At 58.3% G+C, this 17,924-nt stretch carries 15 protein-coding genes and 1 tRNA gene; 11 read left to right on the forward strand and 5 right to left on the reverse strand.

Annotated elements, in window-relative coordinates; genetic code table 11:
- Window positions 1–83: 83 nt before the first annotated feature.
- The 8 genes from clpP (at window position 84) to BLL42_RS30075 (ending at window position 8,699) form a co-directional block, all read left to right on the forward strand.
- Window positions 84–719, forward strand: coding sequence for an ATP-dependent Clp endopeptidase proteolytic subunit ClpP (gene clpP, locus BLL42_RS23520; RefSeq protein WP_071554642.1), 636 nt, complete (start codon window positions 84–86; stop codon window positions 717–719).
- A 112-nt stretch (window positions 720–831) separates the two neighbouring features.
- Entirely contained in the window at window positions 832–2,115 is a 1,284-nt protein-coding gene (gene clpX / locus BLL42_RS23525; protein WP_054596541.1) for an ATP-dependent Clp protease ATP-binding subunit ClpX, read from the forward strand.
- A gap of 161 nt (window positions 2,116–2,276) precedes the next feature.
- Window positions 2,277–4,673 carry an endopeptidase La gene (gene lon / locus BLL42_RS23530; RefSeq protein WP_071554644.1) on the forward strand — a complete coding sequence of 799 codons (2,397 nt, stop codon included), beginning with the start codon at window positions 2,277–2,279 and terminating at the stop codon, window positions 4,671–4,673.
- 147 nt (window positions 4,674–4,820) lie between these two features.
- On the forward strand, window positions 4,821–5,093 hold the full coding sequence (locus BLL42_RS23535; protein WP_002552737.1) for an HU family DNA-binding protein: 273 nt from the start codon (window positions 4,821–4,823) through the stop codon (window positions 5,091–5,093).
- Between the two features lie 52 nt (window positions 5,094–5,145).
- A tRNA-Asp gene (locus tag BLL42_RS23540) sits at window positions 5,146–5,222 on the forward strand.
- A 101-nt stretch (window positions 5,223–5,323) separates the two neighbouring features.
- Window positions 5,324–7,183, forward strand: coding sequence for a SurA N-terminal domain-containing protein (locus BLL42_RS23545; protein WP_071554646.1), 1,860 nt, complete (start codon window positions 5,324–5,326; stop codon window positions 7,181–7,183).
- 273 nt (window positions 7,184–7,456) lie between these two features.
- A complete protein-coding gene (locus BLL42_RS23550; RefSeq protein ID WP_071554648.1) occupies window positions 7,457–8,356 on the forward strand; it encodes a DUF2242 domain-containing protein in 900 nt (299 codons plus the stop codon).
- 184 nt (window positions 8,357–8,540) lie between these two features.
- Window positions 8,541–8,699, forward strand: a complete 159-nt coding sequence (locus BLL42_RS30075; protein ID WP_161492354.1) for a hypothetical protein — start codon at window positions 8,541–8,543, stop codon at window positions 8,697–8,699.
- A gap of 23 nt (window positions 8,700–8,722) precedes the next feature.
- Here the strand turns inward: BLL42_RS30075 and BLL42_RS23555 are convergent, their stop codons facing one another.
- The gene (locus tag BLL42_RS23555) at window positions 8,723–9,763 is read right to left on the reverse strand and encodes an AraC family transcriptional regulator (protein ID WP_071555840.1); all 1,041 of its coding nucleotides are present in this window, start codon (window positions 9,761–9,763) and stop codon (window positions 8,723–8,725) included.
- A 3-nt stretch (window positions 9,764–9,766) separates the two neighbouring features.
- The gene (locus BLL42_RS23560; protein ID WP_071554650.1) at window positions 9,767–10,897 is read right to left on the reverse strand and encodes a nitrilase-related carbon-nitrogen hydrolase; all 1,131 of its coding nucleotides are present in this window, start codon (window positions 10,895–10,897) and stop codon (window positions 9,767–9,769) included.
- A 210-nt stretch (window positions 10,898–11,107) separates the two neighbouring features.
- On the opposite strand from BLL42_RS23560, the gene BLL42_RS23565 reads away from it, so the two are divergent.
- Both BLL42_RS23565 and BLL42_RS23570 read left to right on the forward strand, forming a co-directional pair.
- Entirely contained in the window at window positions 11,108–13,147 is a 2,040-nt protein-coding gene (locus BLL42_RS23565) for an oxidoreductase (protein WP_071554652.1), read from the forward strand.
- Window positions 13,148–13,202: 55 nt separating this feature from the next.
- Window positions 13,203–14,135: a 1-aminocyclopropane-1-carboxylate deaminase/D-cysteine desulfhydrase gene (locus BLL42_RS23570; protein ID WP_071554654.1), complete on the forward strand. Its 933-nt coding sequence runs from the start codon at window positions 13,203–13,205 to the stop codon at window positions 14,133–14,135.
- On the opposite strand, the gene BLL42_RS23575 is transcribed toward BLL42_RS23570, so the two are convergent.
- From BLL42_RS23575 to BLL42_RS23585, 3 genes are all read right to left on the reverse strand, one after another.
- Window positions 14,122–14,679: a cytochrome b gene (locus BLL42_RS23575; protein ID WP_071554656.1), complete on the reverse strand. Its 558-nt coding sequence runs from the start codon at window positions 14,677–14,679 to the stop codon at window positions 14,122–14,124. The genes BLL42_RS23570 and BLL42_RS23575 overlap by 14 nt on opposite strands.
- 199 nt (window positions 14,680–14,878) lie before the next feature.
- Window positions 14,879–15,706, reverse strand: coding sequence for a phosphonoacetaldehyde hydrolase (gene phnX, locus BLL42_RS23580; protein WP_071554658.1), 828 nt, complete (start codon window positions 15,704–15,706; stop codon window positions 14,879–14,881).
- Window positions 15,707–15,815: 109 nt separating this feature from the next.
- Window positions 15,816–16,925: a 2-aminoethylphosphonate--pyruvate transaminase gene (locus tag BLL42_RS23585; RefSeq protein WP_071554660.1), complete on the reverse strand. Its 1,110-nt coding sequence runs from the start codon at window positions 16,923–16,925 to the stop codon at window positions 15,816–15,818.
- 111 nt (window positions 16,926–17,036) lie between these two features.
- On the opposite strand from BLL42_RS23585, the gene BLL42_RS23590 reads away from it, so the two are divergent.
- Window positions 17,037–17,903: a LysR substrate-binding domain-containing protein gene (locus tag BLL42_RS23590; protein WP_071554662.1), complete on the forward strand. Its 867-nt coding sequence runs from the start codon at window positions 17,037–17,039 to the stop codon at window positions 17,901–17,903.
- Window positions 17,904–17,924: the final 21 nt, after the last annotated feature.

Genomic DNA, 17,924 nt, shown 5'->3' on the forward strand with positions numbered 1-17,924 from the left:
CGTTAGAAGCACACACCATAAGCCAGCTTTCGAGCTGGCTTATGCGTATTCAAGACATAACTATTTGGGAGTGACTGCAGAGCATGTTCCGTAATTCGTATATTCAGCAGAACTCTGATATCCAGGCCGCAGGCGGCCTGGTCCCGATGGTTGTCGAGCAATCCGCTCGTGGCGAGCGCGCCTATGACATCTACTCGCGCCTTCTCAAGGAGCGAGTGATCTTTCTGGTTGGCCCGGTAGAGGACTACATGGCCAATCTGATTTGTGCGCAACTGCTATTCCTTGAAGCGGAAAACCCGGACAAGGACATCCATCTCTATATCAACTCCCCGGGCGGTTCGGTGACGGCGGGCATGTCGATCTATGACACCATGCAGTTCATCAAGCCAAACGTGTCGACCACCTGTATCGGTCAGGCCTGCAGCATGGGCGCATTCCTGTTGACCGCCGGTGCCCCAGGCAAACGTTACTGCTTGCCGAACTCGCGTGTGATGATTCACCAGCCACTGGGCGGCTTCCAGGGGCAGGCGTCGGATATCGAAATCCATGCCAAGGAAATCCTCTTCATCCGTGAGCGTCTCAACACGTTGATGGCCAAGCATAGCGGGCACACTCTTGAAGAAATCGAGCGCGATACCAACCGCGATAACTTCATGAGTGCAGAAGCCGCGCGTGCGTATGGGTTGATCGATGAAGTGATCACCCAGCGCCCCGCTTAAAATAAGCAGCTCAAAATAGGCTTGGTCGGCAGGTCTGATCACCGGCGGGCTTGAAAAAGCCCGCAATAGCCTTCATCTTGTGTTGCAAGCCTATCGGATTTGGATCGAACGAATGACTGACACCCGCAACGGCGAGGACAACGGCAAGCTGCTCTATTGCTCCTTCTGTGGCAAAAGCCAGCATGAAGTGCGCAAATTGATTGCCGGCCCCTCGGTCTTTATCTGCGACGAGTGCGTCGACCTGTGCAACGACATCATCCGCGAGGAGGTGCAGGAAGCACAGGCCGAAAGCAGCGCGCATAAATTGCCTTCGCCTAAAGAAATCAGCGGCATCCTTGATCAGTACGTGATTGGTCAGGAGCGTGCGAAAAAGGTTTTGGCCGTAGCGGTGTACAACCACTACAAACGCCTCAATCAGCGTGACAAAAAGAATGACGATGTCGAACTCGGCAAAAGCAACATCTTGCTGATCGGCCCTACAGGCTCGGGTAAAACCCTGCTTGCTGAAACGCTGGCCCGTTTGCTGAATGTGCCTTTCACTATCGCTGACGCAACCACCCTCACCGAGGCAGGTTACGTGGGTGAAGACGTTGAAAACATCATTCAGAAACTGTTGCAGAAGTGTGACTACGACGTAGAAAAAGCTCAAATGGGCATTGTCTACATCGATGAAATCGACAAGATTTCGCGCAAGTCTGACAACCCGTCCATCACCCGGGACGTTTCCGGTGAAGGCGTGCAGCAGGCCCTGCTCAAGTTGATCGAAGGTACGGTCGCTTCCGTTCCGCCTCAAGGTGGTCGCAAGCACCCGCAGCAGGAATTCCTTCAGGTCGACACCCGTAACATCCTGTTCATCTGCGGCGGTGCGTTCTCCGGTCTGGAAAAGGTTATTCAAAACCGTTCCACCCGTGGCGGCATTGGTTTCAACGCAGAAGTTCGCAGCAAGGAAGAAGGCAAGAAGGTAGGGGAGTCCCTGCGTGAAGTCGAACCTGACGATCTGGTCAAGTTCGGTCTGATCCCGGAATTCGTCGGTCGTCTGCCGGTCCTTGCAACGCTGGACGAGCTCGATGAGGCTGCGCTGATGCAGATTCTCACCGAGCCGAAAAATGCTCTGACCAAACAGTATGCCAAGCTGTTCGAGATGGAAGGCGTAGACCTGGAGTTCCGGGCCGATGCACTGAAATCGGTTGCCAAGCGTGCGCTGGAACGCAAAACCGGTGCCCGTGGATTGCGCTCGATCCTCGAAGGTGTGCTGCTCGACACTATGTATGAGATCCCCTCGCAGTCCGAGGTGAGTAAAGTAGTGATCGATGAAAGCGTTATAGAAGGCAAGTCCAAGCCACTGTATATCTACGAAAACAGTGAGCCGGCTGCCAAGGCAGCGCCAGACGCGTAAGCGTCGCACTGCTGGATTCAAGAAGGGGCCTTCGGGCCCCTTTTCTTTTAGCGGGTTTAAGTACCTTCTTTAAGCTTGTTTTTTTTCAAGGCAGCCCCCATCTTGGTTTCAAGCTTACTTCCATCTGTTTCCGGCCTTATGGCCGCCGTAGAGGCGAAATCATGAAGACAACCATCGAATTGCCTCTCCTGCCATTGCGTGATGTTGTGGTTTATCCGCACATGGTTATCCCGCTGTTCGTGGGGCGCGAGAAATCTATCGAAGCCCTCGAGGCCGCGATGACGGGCGACAAGCAGATCCTTCTGCTGGCCCAGAGAAATCCTGCTGACGACGATCCCGGTGAAGACGCACTTTATCGCGTCGGTACTGTCGCGACGGTTCTGCAGCTGCTCAAGCTGCCTGACGGCACGGTCAAAGTGCTGGTTGAAGGCGAGCAGCGTGGCGCGGTTGAGCGTTTCAGCGAAGTCGACGGCCATTGCCGTGCCGAGGTTTCGTTGATTGACGAAGTCGACGCTCCCGAGCGCGAGTCGGAAGTGTTTGTCCGCAGCTTGCTGTCGCAATTTGAACAATACGTTCAGCTGGGCAAGAAGGTTCCGGCTGAAGTCCTGTCGTCGCTCAACAGCATCGATGAGCCAAGCCGCCTGGTCGATACCATGGCCGCGCACATGGCGCTGAAGATCGAGCAGAAGCAGGAAATCCTCGAGATCATCGATTTGTCGGCCCGGGTCGAGCACGTTCTGGCATTGCTGGACGCCGAGATCGATCTGCTGCAAGTCGAAAAACGCATTCGTGGCCGCGTCAAGAAGCAAATGGAACGCAGCCAGCGCGAGTACTACCTGAATGAGCAGATGAAGGCCATTCAGAAAGAGCTGGGCGATAGCGAAGAAGGTCATAACGAAGTCGAAGAGCTGAAAAAGCGCATCGATGCCGCAGGCTTGCCAAAAGACGCGCTGATCAAGGCTCAGGCCGAGCTGAACAAGCTCAAACAAATGTCACCGATGTCTGCGGAAGCGACCGTTGTGCGCTCCTACCTCGACTGGCTGGTCCAGGTGCCGTGGAAGGCTCAAAGCAAGGTTCGTCTGGATCTTGCGCGCGCAGAAGACATTCTTGACGCTGACCACTATGGTCTGGAAGAAGTCAAAGAGCGGATTCTCGAATACCTCGCCGTGCAAAAACGCGTGAAGAAAATCCGCGGTCCGGTGTTGTGCCTGGTCGGTCCTCCTGGTGTGGGTAAGACCTCTCTGGCGGAGTCGATTGCCCATGCTACAAACCGTAAATTCGTGCGCATGGCCCTCGGCGGCGTACGCGATGAGGCAGAAATTCGTGGTCATCGCCGGACTTATATCGGTTCGATGCCAGGAAGATTGATTCAAAAGATGACAAAGGTTGGCGTACGCAACCCGCTGTTCCTGCTCGATGAAATCGACAAGATGGGCAGCGACATGCGTGGCGATCCGGCATCGGCTTTGCTGGAAGTGCTTGATCCTGAGCAAAACCACAATTTCAACGATCACTATCTGGAAGTCGACTACGACCTGTCCGATGTGATGTTCCTTTGCACCTCGAACTCGATGAACATTCCACCGGCGCTGCTCGACCGGATGGAAGTGATTCGTCTGCCGGGTTACACCGAAGACGAGAAGATCAACATCGCCGTCAAATACCTTTCGCCCAAGCAGATTCAGGCCAACGGCTTGAAAAAAGGCGAGCTGGAATTCGACGCCGAGGCGATCCGCGACATCATTCGTTACTACACCCGTGAAGCTGGTGTACGTGGGCTTGAGCGCCAGATTGCCAAGGTTTGCCGCAAGACGGTCAAAGAACATGCAATGGAAAAACACTTCTCGGTGAAAGTCACTGCCGAGATGCTGGAGCACTTCCTCGGCGTACGCAAATTCCGATACGGCCTGGCCGAGCAGCAGGATCAGGTGGGGCAGGTGACTGGCTTGGCCTGGACTCAGGTGGGCGGGGAGTTGTTGACCATCGAAGCGGCGGTGGTGCCGGGTAAAGGTCAACTGATCAAGACCGGTTCGCTGGGCGATGTGATGGTCGAATCGATCACTGCTGCATTGACGGTTGTTCGCAGTCGCGCGAAAAGCCTGGGAATCCCGCTGGACTTCCACGAGAAGCGCGACACCCACATCCACATGCCGGAAGGGGCGACGCCTAAAGACGGTCCTAGTGCGGGTGTAGGCATGTGCACGGCACTGGTCTCGGCATTGACCGGGATCCCGGTGCGTGCTGATGTTGCCATGACCGGCGAAATCACCTTGCGCGGCCAGGTTCTGGCGATCGGTGGACTTAAGGAAAAACTGCTGGCGGCACACCGCGGCGGGATCAAGACGGTGATCATTCCTGAAGAGAATGTTCGCGATTTGAAGGAAATTCCCGACAATATCAAGCGGGACCTTCAGATTAAACCGGTTAAATGGATTGACGAGGTCCTGCAAATTGCGCTGCAATACGCGCCGGAGCCCTTGCCGGATGTGGCTCCCGAGATAGTTGCAAAGGATGAGAAACGCGAGTCTGACTCTAAGGAAAGAATTAGCACGCACTAATACGTATTAGCTTGGGGGGCTTTCTTGACAGCTTTTTAGAGCCCTTGTTATAAAGCGGCTCTTAAGTGTCTGTAGGCCATTCAGCACTCGTTTTTGCTTTCACCAAAAAACTTAGAATCATCTCAAATAGATATAAGGGGACTTAGAGTGAACAAGTCGGAACTGATTGATGCTATCGCTGCATCCGCTGATATCCCGAAAGCTGCTGCTGGCCGTGCGCTGGACGCTGTAATCGAATCCGTCACTGGCGCTCTCAAGGCTGGCGACTCTGTTGTTCTGGTTGGTTTCGGTACTTTCTCCGTTACTGATCGTCCAGCTCGCATTGGTCGTAACCCACAGACCGGTAAGACGCTGGAAATCGCAGCAGCCAAAAAACCAGGTTTCAAAGCCGGTAAAGCACTGAAAGAAGCTGTTAACTAAGCCTCCTCGGTTTTTTGCCTATCCGGGTCGGGGTCATTCCTGACTTGGCAGCGGAGCGGTAGTTCAGTCGGTTAGAATACCGGCCTGTCACGCCGGGGGTCGCGGGTTCGAGTCCCGTCCGCTCCGCCAGTTACGAGAAGGCGCATCCTCGGATGCGCCTTTCTTCTATCCGGATTCTACCCACGCTCCACGGTTGCCTAATTTGAAGTTCAACCGTTTCTGGGGGACGCATGCTGCAGAATATCAGGGACAATTCACAAGGCTGGATTGCCAAAACCATTATCGGGGTCATCGTTGCACTGATGGCTTTGACCGGTTTCGACGCCATCTTCAAGGCCACCACTCACCGTAATGATGCGGCCAAGGTGAATGGTGAAGAAATCAGCCAGAACGAGCTGAGTCAGGCGGTTGATATGCAACGCCGTCAACTCATGCAACAGCTGGGCAAGGATTTCGATGCTTCCTTGCTTGATGAAAAAATGCTGCGCGAAGCTGCTCTGAAAGGGCTGATCGACCGCAAACTGTTGCTGCAAGGCGCAGAAAAATCGAAATTCGCTTTCTCCGAAGCTGCACTGGACCAAGTGATCCTGCAAACGCCTGAGTTCCAGGTTGACGGCAAGTTCAGTCCTGAGCGTTTCGATCAGGTGATCCGTCAGTTGGGCTACAGCCGTATGCAGTTCCGCCAGATGCTGGCTCAGGAAATGCTGATCGGCCAGTTGCGTGCCGGTTTGGCAGGTAGCGGTTTTGTTACCGATGCACAGGTGCAGGCTTTCGCTCGTCTGGAAAAACAGACCCGCGATTTCGCGACCCTGAACGTCAAGGCAGATCCTGCGGCGGTGAAACTGACCGACGAAGAGGTCAAGGCCTACTACGACGAACACGCCAAAGAGTTCATGACGCCTGATCAGGTGGTCATCGATTACCTCGAGTTGAAGAAGGCTTCCTTCTTTGATCAGGTCGCCGTCAAGGACGAAGACCTGCAAGCGCTGTATCAGAAAGAAACCGCGAACCTGGCCGAGCAACGCCGGGCTGCGCATATTCTGATTGAAGTGAATGACAAGGTGAACGAGGCGCAAGCCAAGGCGAAGATCGAAGAGATTCAGGCGCGTCAGGCCAAAGGTGAAAGCTTCGAGGCCCTGGCCAAGGAGTTCTCGCAGGATCCAGGTTCGGCTGCCAACGGTGGTGACCTCGGTTACGCTGGCCCAGGCGTTTACGATCCTGCCTTTGAGAAAGCGCTGTATGCGTTGAGCAAGGACCAAGTGTCGGCGCCGGTACGCACTGACTTCGGTTTCCACTTGATCAAGCTGTTGGGCGTTGAAGCACCGCAAGTGCCGAGCTTCGCCAGCCTGAAAGACAAGCTGACCAAGGAACTGAAAACCCAACAGGTCGAGCAGCGTTTTGTGGATGCGACCAAGCAGTTGGAAGACTCCGCGTTCGAAGCCTCCGATCTGGCTCAGCCAGCTGCGGACCTGAAACTGACCGTTCACACGTCCGCACCGTTTGGCCGTGAAGGTGGTGAAGGTATCGCGGCCAACCGTGCCGTGGTCACTGCCGCGTTCAGTCCGGAAGTACTGGATGAGGGTGCCAACAGCACCGGCATCGAGCTGGATCCGGAAACTGTCGTGGTGCTGCGTGCCAAAGAGCATCGCAAGCCTGAACAGCTGCCGCTGGAAAGCGTCGCTGCGAGCATTCGCGTGCAACTGACCAAGGAGCATGCCAGTGCTGCTGCCAAGACCAAGGCCGACGAGTTGATTGCCAGTCTGCGTGATGGCAAGACGCCGCTCGATAGCCTGAGCTGGAAAGCTACCCACGCGGCAACTCGTGCTCAGGAAGGGGTTGACCCAACGGTACTGCAAGCATTGTTCCGCATGCCTAAGCCTGCCTCCAAGGACAAGCCGGTTTTCAGCAGCGTGACCCTGACTGACGGTAGTCTGGTGATCGTACGTCTGAACGGTGTGGACGAAGCCGCAGCGCCTTCTGAACAAGAGAAGGCTCAGTATCGTCGTTTCCTCGCGTCGCGCGTTGGCCAGCAAGACTTTGCTGCCTATCGCAAGCAGCTGGAGAGCCAGGCAGACATCAAGCGTTACTGATGCCTGACTGACTCCGTTGGTTGTAAACAAAGACCCTGGCCGAAAGGCCGGGGTCTTTTGTTTTGTGCGGTTCAAGGGCTGGCTGGACTCTTTGGCCATCCAGTCGGTACGCAGCGGCTTAATTGCGGACGTTCATCGGTCATTTATGCGTGCGACTTTTTCCGGTAAACGATGGTCAGTAGACTTGTAACGCTTACAAGACATTAATCCATGCGCCGTTACGGGGTGATCTGTTGCACAATACGCCCCGGATCGTTTTCTTCAGGATGTTCAATGTTCAAATCATTCCATGTGCGTGCCGCCGGGCTGGCGTTGGTACTGGCTGCCGCAGCCGGTTGCACCAAGGACCAGGCCATCTATGAGCATGAAAATTTCGATGATTCCGGGACGTTTTCGCGCAAATACCCGGTTACCGATATCGCTTCCTGCGAGGCGGCCCGTCGGGCATTGCTGAGCCAGGGCTACATCATCACCAGCACTGACCCGAAACTGGTCAGCGGGCACAAGAGCTTTCAGCAGACCGGCGACACACATATGGAGATCAGCTTCAATGTAGTCTGCGCCGAAGACAGCAGCCATCATGCGACCATGTTCGCGAATGCCCTGCAGGACCGCTATGCGCTGAAGAAAACCAATAACTCCGCCAGCCTGGGCGTCGGTGTGTTGGGCTCGGTGTCGATGCCGATTGGTTCTTCCGATGACTCGATGGTCAAGGTTGCCAGTGAAACCGTGTCGTCCGGGAAGTTCTATGAGCGTTTTTTCACTCTGGTCGAGCTGTTCCTGCCGCCGGATGCGAAGAAAGCGGCGCATATCACCGAGAAGCCAAAGACCGATCTGGGTGTGCCTGAGCCCGCGGCAGCCCCCGCAGCACCTGCGCCTGCAGCGACGCCTGCACCGACTCCAACGCCAGTGCCAACTCCGGCGCCTGTTGTGCCAGCGGCGGCCGAGCCTGTGACGGCTGTGCCAGCGGTGAGTGCGCCGATCGAGCCTGTAACCGCTGCATCGATGCCTGTCGTTTCAGCGCCTGAGTCGGCGTCGATTGCACCTGCGGGCAATGTTGAACCGACACCGACACCGACACCAGCACCTGAAGTCATTACGCCACCGGCGAATCCGAGTTCGTTGCCGGCGCCGACCGAGCCAATTCCGGCACTGCCATCGTCCGGCAAGTAAGCTGAAGTCGAGCGCTGTCGGGGCAAGCCCCGCAGCGTTTGTTCAGAGTCGTCTGCACCACCAGAGGCTGATTTTCTTCAGCTTTTATTCGGCTTTTATTCAAAGTCTCCCGTGATAAATTCTTGAGTGCCTGCTACGTTTTATTAGCAGGAACGTTCCGCTGTGCCCGCGTCATTTTTCTTTCATGCGGGCACTTTATGCTGATGGCGAAGGTCATTGGTATAACGGTTTTAACTCGACTCAAAAGGACATCTCGATGGACGATTATCAAGAAGAGCTGCTCGAATACCAGGCGTTTGAACTGGACCCACTGGAACCCGCCGAAGACGCCACCGAGTTGTAACAAAGCAGCCACTGGCATGCCCGTCAGGCGGATTGCCTGTGACTGCGACGGAACTCACCAGGTGTCTGGTTGTTCCAGCGTTTGAAGGCGCGCTGAAAGGCTTCGGCCGAGGCAAAACCCAGTAGGTAGGCGATCTCGCCAAAGGCCAGTTCCGTGTCACGGATGTAGGTCATGGCCAGGTCGCGGCGGGTGTCGTTGAGTATGGCGCGAAATTGCGTGCCTTCTTCAGCGAGCTTGCGACGCAAGGTCCAGGTCGGCAGCTTCAGGCGTGCCGCCACTTCTTCCAGGTCGGGTTCGCGACCACCATTGAGCAAAGGCCCCAGCAACTGAGTGATGCGCTCACGCAGGCTGCGGGTGCGGGTCAATTGCTCCAGTTCCCGTTCACACAGCTTGAGCAGCAGACGCCAGGTACTCGGGCAGTGCTCGGGGTTGCGCAGCGCCAGACTGTTCAGACTCAGCCTGAGTTGATTGTGCTCGGCGCCAAACTGGAGTGGGGTGTCGCCCAGTAGCGCGTAACGCTCGCGGTAATCCGGCTCGGCGAACTCGATGTCGATGCGTTCAGCGCGCAACGGCTCAGGACTCAGGCTGGACAACTGCTGCAACCAGCCAGCGATGATTGAATCCACCACAAAGCGGTTATAGGCGTTGTACGGGCTGATGGAATAGAACCGCAGCCATGCGCCCTGGGCGTCTTCATGGAAACTCGACTGGCCCCGGTAGTTGGAGCCGTACAAGGCCTCGAAGCGAATCAGGCAACGCGCTGCTTCGCGCACGGTTGGCGCCTGAGCGGCAGTGACCCCGGCCAGCCCGACCTGGCTGAGGCGGCTGAGCTGGCCCATACGCAGACCCAGCGCCGGGTCGCCGGTCAGCTGAATCGCCGCGTGGCCCAGGCGCATGTAGCGCGGGATCGACAGCCGTGCGCCGGCTTCGGCTAACCGCGCCGAGTCGAGTCCGTATTGTTCCAGCAGCGGCTGCGGGTCCAGACCGTGGCTGCACACGGCGTCAGCCAGGCTATGGACGAAGCCGACCGACAGATCCCCGAGGCGCATCGGCAGTGGTTTCATCATTCACAACCAGATGTTCAGCAAGCGTGCACCACGAGCTTCGCGGTCGGCGAAGTGTTGGCCATTACTGCTGAGAAAGCTCTGGCCGGCGCTGCCCTGATCCCAGAATTGTCCACGGAGGAACACGCTGACCCCGGCGTTGGCCTGACTGACCGGGCGCTGACTGGTCAGCGTCAGGCGATGCCAGACCTGGCCCTCGCTGAGCGAGCCGGGTTTGAGGCCGATTTCGCTCGGGGTCGATGACCCTTTGTCGCCGCGCCAGGGTTTGTCCCAGGTATTTCGGCCGATGACAAAGGCAGGCACGGCGATCAACTGAGCGCCCTGATCGTTGAGTTTGCGATAGTTGTCCGGGTACCAGCTGTCGTTGCCGATCAATACGCCCAGACGTCCGGCCGGGGTGTCGATGACATTGATCACTTGATCGGTGCTGGGCTGGATATAGCCCCGTTGATCGAAGGCCGGGCTCAGTTGGCGCTGCGGTTGGCCGATCGGCAAGCCATCGCGACCGAACACCAGACTGCTGTTGTACAGTGCGCCACGACCGATGTTCAGCGTGCCGTCGCTGACGCTGGGTTCGGGCAGCACGATGCTGCCCGCTACCAGGGTGATGCCGAACTCGTTGGCCAGCCCACCGAACAACGCCTGGTACTGCCTGGCCATGCTTTTGGCTTTCATGCGCAGGTGCGCGTCATCCAGGCGGCTGTTGCCCTTGGCGCTGATCAACGCGCGCAAAAAGGTCAGGGGATTGCTCACCGCCAGCCAATTCATGGCTTCGTCCAGTGTGCTGGCTTGATACAGCTCGTCTTTCTCGCCGCTGACCATTAACCAGGTACCGATGTGTTCGGGCAACACGACAATGGTCTTTTCGTTCAGCAGGCCCTGTTCGCGAGCCTGCTGCAGATAGGCCGCGAGCTTGCGGTGCAGGTGCTCGGGGCTTTGATAATCGGTGGGGAACAACTCGGGCTGGATGCCCAGCAGGTTGCCGCGGCCGGCAGGAATGCCTTGGTCTACAGCGAGTTTGATGCGCAGGTCCGAGAGGTAATGGCCAACCGGGCGATCAGCGGTCCACATCGCGTACGCGGCGATGACGGCGACCAACGCCATGGAGACGGTCAGATAAAGAAGTTTGCGCATGGGAAAACAGTCAGCGGCCGCGTGCAGGATTCGCCGACTAGGGTAGGCCCCATGCCGACGAATGCCAAGAGGTGCTGCGCGTTTGGATCAATAAGTTGTCAGTTACGGTCATTGAGCGGCCGGAGGAGTGCTCATAGGCTGTTACACATGACAGAGGGGCGCCAAAGAGCGCCCACACTTCTTCCGTGATCGTTTGTTGTGGAGTTACCGATGGCCGCCGCTCATTACCCGCACCTGTTGGCCCCGCTGGATTTGGGTTTCACTACGCTGCGCAACCGCACCCTGATGGGCTCGATGCACACCGGCCTTGAGGAGAAACCTGGCGGTTTTGAGCGCATGGCGGCCTACTTCGCCGAACGTGCTCGCGGTGGTGTTGGCCTGATGGTCACCGGCGGTATTGGTCCGAACGATGAGGGCGGGGTTTACTCCGGCGCTGCCAAGCTGACCACGCTCGATGAGGCGCTCAAGCACCAGATCGTCACCCGTGCCGTGCACGAGGCGGGTGGCAAGATTTGCATGCAGATCCTTCACGCCGGGCGTTATGCCTACAGCCCGAAACAGGTTGCGCCCAGTGCGATCCAGGCACCGATCAATCCGTTCAAGCCCAAAGAGCTGGACGAGGAAGGCATCGAGAAGCAGATCAGTGACTTCGTCACCTGTTCGACCCTGGCGCAAAAAGCCGAGTACGACGGTGTCGAGATCATGGGGTCGGAAGGTTATTTCATTAACCAGTTCCTCGCTGCCCACACCAACCACCGCACGGACCGTTGGGGAGGCAGTTACGAAAACCGTATGCGCTTGCCAGTAGAAATCGTTCGTCGCGTACGCGAAGCGGTAGGCCCGAATTTCATCATCATCTTCCGCTTGTCGATGCTCGATCTGGTGGAAGGCGGCAGCACCTGGGAAGAAATCGTTCAGCTGGCCAAGGCCATTGAACAAGCAGGTGCGACCATTATCAATACCGGGATCGGCTGGCACGAAGCGCGGATTCCGACCATCGCCACCAAGGTTCCACGTGCCGCGTTCAGTAAGGTCACGGCCAAGTTGCGGGGTTCGGTGAACATTCCGTTGATCACCACCAACCGCATCAACACTCCGGAAGTCGCCGAGCAGATCCTTGCCGAAGGCGATGCTGACATGGTGTCGATGGCACGGCCGTTCCTCGCCGACCCGGAGTTCGTCAACAAGGCTGCCACCGGTCGCGCTGATGAAATCAACACCTGCATCGGTTGCAACCAGGCCTGCCTGGACCATACCTTCGGCGGCAAATTGACCTCGTGCCTGGTGAACCCGCGGGCGTGCCATGAAACCGAGCTCAACTATCTGCCAGTGAAGCAGATCAAGAAAATTGCCGTGGTTGGCGCCGGTCCCGCTGGATTGTCCGCAGCCACCGTGGCTGCCGAGCGCGGCCATCAAGTGACATTGTTCGACTCCGCCAGCGAAGTCGGCGGCCAGTTCAACATCGCCAAGCGCGTGCCGGGCAAGGAAGAGTTTTTCGAAACCCTGCGCTACTTCAAGCGCAAGTTGCAGACCACCCATGTCGAGGTATGCCTGAACACGCGGGTCGATGTCGCGCAGCTGGTGGACGGCGGTTATGACGAAGTGATTCTGGCCACCGGTATCGCGCCGCGTGTCCCCGCGATTCCTGGCGTCGAGCATGCCAAGGTCTTGAGCTATCTGGACGTGATTCTCGAGCGCAAACCGGTCGGCAAGAACGTTGCGGTGATTGGCGCCGGCGGTATCGGTTTTGACGTCTCGGAATTCCTCGTGCATCAAGGCGTTGCCACCAGCCTGGACCGCGAAGCGTTCTGGAAAGAGTGGGGCATCGATACTCACCTGCAGGCCCGTGGCGGTGTCGCCGGGATCAAGGCCGAACCTCACGCGCCGGCACGCCAGGTGTTCCTGTTGCAGCGCAAAAAATCCAAGGTCGGCGATGGTCTGGGTAAAACCACGGGATGGATTCACCGCACGGGGCTGAAGAACAAGCACGTACAGATGCTCAACAGCGTCGAGTACCTGAAAATCGATGACGAAGGCCTGCATATTCGCATCGGTGAAACCGGTGAGCCGCAGGTATTGCCGGTGGACAATATCGTGATCTGCGCCGGACAGGATCCGTTGCGCGAATTGCACGACGGCCTGGTAGCTGCCGGGCAGAACGTGCATTTGATCGGTGGTGCGGATGTAGCGGCTGAGCTGGATGCCAAGCGCGCAATCAATCAGGGGTCGCGCCTGGCTGCCGAGCTCTGATAGAGACCGCGGGCTGCTGCTAAGATGCCGGTTCTTTCCCAAAGAGCCGGCATCAATGCATTCTCTTTCTTTCGACTGGCTCGCTCATGCCCCCCTCGAACCCTTTCACCTGGACTGGCTCACCGCCGCCGGCATCGAGGTTGCGATCCTGCGTCTGGACCGGATCGACCCGCTGATCTCCGGCAACAAGTGGTACAAGCTCATTGATCATCTAAGGGTGGCCCGCGAGGCCGGTGCCGAAGGTGTGATCAGTCTGGGTGGCGCGTGGTCCAATCATCTGCATGCGCTGGCGGCAGCAGGTAAGCACTTTGGTTTTCCTACCGTCGGCTTGCTGCGCGGGCATCCGCAAGACACCCCGACCGTGCAGGATTTACAGGCCTTTGGCATGCAACTGCACTGGTTGGGTTACGGCGGTTATCGCGCGCGCCACGAAACGGGTTTCTGGCAGCCATGGCAAGTGCAATACCCGCATCTGCATCCAGTCCCCGAAGGCGGTGGCGGTTTGCTCGGCGCGCGCGGTTGCGAGCAAATGCTGACGCAGGCCGGCCAACAGTTGAATGCATTGGGTTGGAGTGACCATGACGGCTGGTGGCTGGCCTGCGGAACCGGTACCACGCTGGCCGGGCTGGTGCTGGCCGAGGCCCGAAGGCATCCGGTGTATGGCGTGCTGGCGGTGCCCGATGATCATGGCGTGGCGCAGCAGGTCGCGGCGATTCTCGGCGAATGCGGTTTGCCGGACGGAGGATATGAGCTGTTCGACGGCAGTCGCGGCGGTTTTGCCAAAGTCGACCCGCCGTTGCTGGCATTTATCGAAAGCTGCGAGCAGGCCAGCGGTATCCCGCTGGAGCCGCTGTACACCGGTAAAGCACTATGGGCACTCAAGCTACAGGTCGATGCCGGACGTTTTGCCCCCGGCACACGCTTGATCTTCGTGCACACCGGCGGCTTGCAGGGCCGTCGGGGTTTTGCGCCTCTCAGTCAGGGCTGATGCGCTTGGGCGTCATCCGCAGCAGGGTGTTATCGCGCACCACGTAATGATGGTACAGCCCAGCCACGGCATGCAGGCCGATCAGCCAATAGCCGACGGTGCCAGCCAGTTCATGCCAGCCCTTGATCTGTTTGGCCAGTGGTTTGTCTTCCCCGATCAGCAATGGCAGGTCAATGCCGTAGAACATCACCTGATGGCCGTTGGCGCTGGTGACCAGCCAACCGAGAATCGGCGTGGCAATCATGAAAATATACAGCGCCCAGTGCATCAGCCGGGCGAGTACCGTTTGCCATTGGGGCGATGCCGGGAAGATTTTCGGAGCCCTTCCCAGGCTGCGGGCGAACAGCCGCAACCAGACCAGCACGAACACGGTCAGGCCGAGCATGTAGTGAGCTTCCATGATCAGGGTTCGGCCGCCACTGCCTCTGGGAAACATCCCCCGCAGTTCGATACAGGCGTAAACCACCACCAGCAGTACCAGCATCAACCAGTGCAGCGCGATTGATACGGTGCTGTAGCGAGATTCGGAATTCTTCCAGGGCATACGTTTTTCCTCGCTTTTCAGGTCTGAAGTCTCCGTTCTTATGCGACGGAGTGCCTTAACTGTAATCCTGTTTGCGTGGATTTGCCTGAGTCAGGTCAGGCTTTCGTGCCTCATCGAGCGCTCTGGGACAGACTATTGGACAAAAAACAGCGTCAGCCCCGGTTCAGGGGCCGGCGCTGTTTTGCAATTGACGCGGTAATCAGCTGCTTTGCGGCATCTCACCGTTGGTCAGGCGCTTGTTGATGTCAGCGATCACTTCCGGCAGGTCGGTGATGGTATCGATCATGTAGTGCGGGCGCGAACCTTCGAACAGGGCGTGAATGCGTTTGCGTTCGCTGGCGAGTTTTTCGCTGCCTAGCGCGCGATAACCGTCGTAGGTCAGGCCGAGCGCGTTGCCGGAACAGATTAGCGCGACGGTCCACATACCGGCGCGGCGACCTTCGAGAATGCCCGGCACGGTGTCGTCAACTTTCACACACGCGGCGACGTCGTCGATGCCCAGGGCGATCACGTTGGCCAGGGCCTGCGCCGGCCATGGGCGGCCATTCGGCACTTCGTCGGTGGCGACCACGTGGTCAGCCACATAGCCGTTAGTGGCGGCCAGTTCGACAACTTTGTCCATGACTTGCTTCGGATAACCAGAGCACGAGCCGATTTTGATCCCTTGCTGGCGCAGGTTGGCGATAGTGTCCAGGGCACCCGGGATCAGTGCCGAGTGCTCGGCGATTTTTTCGATTTGCAGCGGCATGAAGCGTTTGTAGAGGGCCGTCACGTCATCGTCGGTCGGCGTACGACCGAAGACCTTGCGATAACGCTCGGCCACTTCGGGCTGATCGCAGAGGGTCCGAATGTGGTCCCACTTGCCCATGCCCATTGGTCCGCGGGCTTCTTCGATGGACACCTGGACGTCGAATTCGGCAAAGGCTTCGACAAAGATCCGGGTCGGCGCGAAAGAACCGAAGTCGACCACGGTGCCAGCCCAGTCGAGGATGGCGGCTTGCAGCTGAGTTGGGTTGTTGTAGTTCATGTCTCAAATCCTGTAATTGGGGGAATGATGAGCAAAGCCATGACTCGGTCCGTAGCCGCTGTCGAGCCTGCGAGGCTGCGTTCGACAGCGGCTACGGATCGGTAAAAAGTCAGATGTCGAGGACTTCCATTTCGTGCAGTACGTCGGCGATGGCAGCCACCGCCGCACGCATCTCGGCCAGATTGACGTGGCCGATGCAGCCGACGCGGAAGGTTTCGACCTGGGTCAACTTGCCTGGGTAGAGGATGAAACCCTTGGTCTTCACGCGCTCGTAGAACGCTTTGAACTGGTAGCGCGGATCTTGCGGCGCATGGAAGGTGACGATGATCGGCGCCTGGATCGCGGCAGGCAGGAAGCTGCGCAAGCCGAGTTTGGCCATCTCATCGAGCAGCACCTGGCAATTGCTCGCGTAACGCTGATGCCGCGCCGGCAGGCCACCTTCTTCGTTGTATTGCAGCAGCGCTTCGTGCAGCGCCGCGACGACGTGGGTCGGCGGGGTGAAGCGCCATTGGCCGGTCTTGGCCATGTAGGTGTACTGATCGAACAGGTCCATCGCCAGCGAGTGGGAGTTGCCGGCAGCATCGGCCAGAGCAGCTTTGTTGGCGAAGACGAATCCCATGCCCGGTACACCTTCCAGGCATTTGCCGGAGGCGGCGATCAGTGCGTCGAACGGCACGTGTTGAGCGTCGATTGGCAGTGCGCCGAAAGAACTCATGGCGTCGATGATCAGGCGTTTGCCGTGCCAGGCGATGACGTGGGCGATTTCCGGCAGCGGATTGAGGATCCCGGTGCTGGTTTCACAGTGGATCAATGCCACGTGGGTGATGCTGCTGTCGGCGTGCAACAGGCGGTCGACGTCGGCGGCGGTGGTCGGTTCGTCTTCAGCGGTTTCGAAGGTGCTGAACGAACGGCCGAGCACTTCGCAGATTTTCGCCAGGCGTTTGCCGTAAGCGCCATTGATCAGCACCAGCACTTTGCCGTCGCGAGGCACCAGGGTGCCGATGGCCGCTTCGACGGCGAACGTGCCGCTACCCTGCAACGGCACGCAGTGGTGGCTGTCGGCACCGTTGATGATTGCCAGCAGCTGTTCGCAGAGGCTGGCGGTCAGTTGGTTGAAGCGGTCATCCCATGAACCCCAGTCCACCATCATCGCCTGACGGGTGCGCTGCGATGTGGTTAATGGGCCGGGGGTGAGCAGGGTGGGTTCGGCAGTGCTCATTCGGGTGTCCTCGCAATCAGTGGGATGAAGCTGCGGGAGATAAATTGCAATTTGTCGTGCCATCAATCAAATTGTTTGTTGTTATGCCAACCATCAGTAAGGCTGATCGCTATGAACCTGTTCCAACTCCGCGCATTTGATGCCGTGGCCCGCGAAGGCAGCTTTACCCGGGCCGCTGCCCGTTTATTCATCAGCCAGCCGGCGGTCACCGGGCATATCAAGGCGCTGGAGGAGCACTATCAGATCACCCTGCTGCGGCGCACCGTGCGGCGGGTAGAGTTGACGGAGCAGGGCACCAGGCTGGCGGCTATCACCCGGGCGATGTTCGGCTTGGCCGAAGAGGCGCAAGTGATGCTTGAGGCCAATCGGCAGTTGTTGACCGGTCGGCTGGAAGTGGCGGCGGACGGCCCGCATATGGTCATGCCGATGCTCGCCAGCCTGCGTGCTCGTTATCCGGGGATCACCGTGAACCTGCGCCTCGGCAATGCCCAGGAAACCCTCGCGGCGTTGTTGTCCGAGCACGCCGACGTGGCAGTGCTGACCGCGGTCGAACCGCGTAAAGGCTTGCACCTGCAGGCCTTGAGCGAGTCGCGGATTTGCGCGCTGGTGCCGGAGGGGCACCCGTGGTCGGCGCTGCGCGAAGGGGTCGCGCTCAAGCAGCTGGACCAGGTGATCATGGTGTTGCGTGAGCCGAGCTCGATCACCCGTCGCACGTTCGATGAAGCCTGCGCTCAAGCCAGGGTCAATCCTCGGGTGCTGCTGGAGCTGGACAGTCGGGAGGCGGTGACCGAAGCAGTAGCGGCCGAGTTGGGGGTGGGCGTGGTGTCTTCGGTGGAAGTCAGCCACGACCCGCGCGTGCGGGCGGTGCCGATTATTGGCGAAGGACTGGTCAACCGGCACATGATCGGTTGCATGGAACGGCGGCGGGATTTGCGCTTGATACAGACATTTTTTGATCTCGCACCGGGTTCCGTGTAGGAACTGGCGAAGCCTGCGATC

It is taken from the genome of Pseudomonas frederiksbergensis (assembly GCF_001874645.1).
Lineage (GTDB): Bacteria > Pseudomonadota > Gammaproteobacteria > Pseudomonadales > Pseudomonadaceae > Aquipseudomonas > Aquipseudomonas frederiksbergensis_B.

Excerpts from the sequence above, each read along its gene's own strand:
- phnX (WP_071554658.1), bottom strand. The coding sequence starts at position 15,706 with ATGAACTACAACAACCCAACTCAGCTGCAAGCCGCCATCCTCGACTGG.
- BLL42_RS23555 (WP_071555840.1), bottom strand. The coding sequence starts at position 9,763 with ATGAAACCACTGCCGATGCGCCTCGGGGATCTGTCGGTCGGCTTCGTC.
- clpP (WP_071554642.1), top strand. The coding sequence starts at position 84 with ATGTTCCGTAATTCGTATATTCAGCAGAACTCTGATATCCAGGCCGCA.
- BLL42_RS30075 (WP_161492354.1), top strand. The coding sequence starts at position 8,541 with ATGCGGGCACTTTATGCTGATGGCGAAGGTCATTGGTATAACGGTTTT.
- lon (WP_071554644.1), top strand. The coding sequence starts at position 2,277 with ATGAAGACAACCATCGAATTGCCTCTCCTGCCATTGCGTGATGTTGTG.
- BLL42_RS23560 (WP_071554650.1), bottom strand. The coding sequence starts at position 10,897 with ATGCGCAAACTTCTTTATCTGACCGTCTCCATGGCGTTGGTCGCCGTC.
- BLL42_RS23565 (WP_071554652.1), top strand. The coding sequence starts at position 11,108 with ATGGCCGCCGCTCATTACCCGCACCTGTTGGCCCCGCTGGATTTGGGT.
- clpX (WP_054596541.1), top strand. The coding sequence starts at position 832 with ATGACTGACACCCGCAACGGCGAGGACAACGGCAAGCTGCTCTATTGC.
- BLL42_RS23585 (WP_071554660.1), bottom strand. The coding sequence starts at position 16,925 with ATGAGCACTGCCGAACCCACCCTGCTCACCCCCGGCCCATTAACCACA.
- BLL42_RS23590 (WP_071554662.1), top strand. The coding sequence starts at position 17,037 with ATGAACCTGTTCCAACTCCGCGCATTTGATGCCGTGGCCCGCGAAGGC.
- BLL42_RS23575 (WP_071554656.1), bottom strand. The coding sequence starts at position 14,679 with ATGCCCTGGAAGAATTCCGAATCTCGCTACAGCACCGTATCAATCGCG.
- BLL42_RS23550 (WP_071554648.1), top strand. The coding sequence starts at position 7,457 with ATGTTCAAATCATTCCATGTGCGTGCCGCCGGGCTGGCGTTGGTACTG.
- BLL42_RS23570 (WP_071554654.1), top strand. The coding sequence starts at position 13,203 with ATGCATTCTCTTTCTTTCGACTGGCTCGCTCATGCCCCCCTCGAACCC.
- BLL42_RS23545 (WP_071554646.1), top strand. The coding sequence starts at position 5,324 with ATGCTGCAGAATATCAGGGACAATTCACAAGGCTGGATTGCCAAAACC.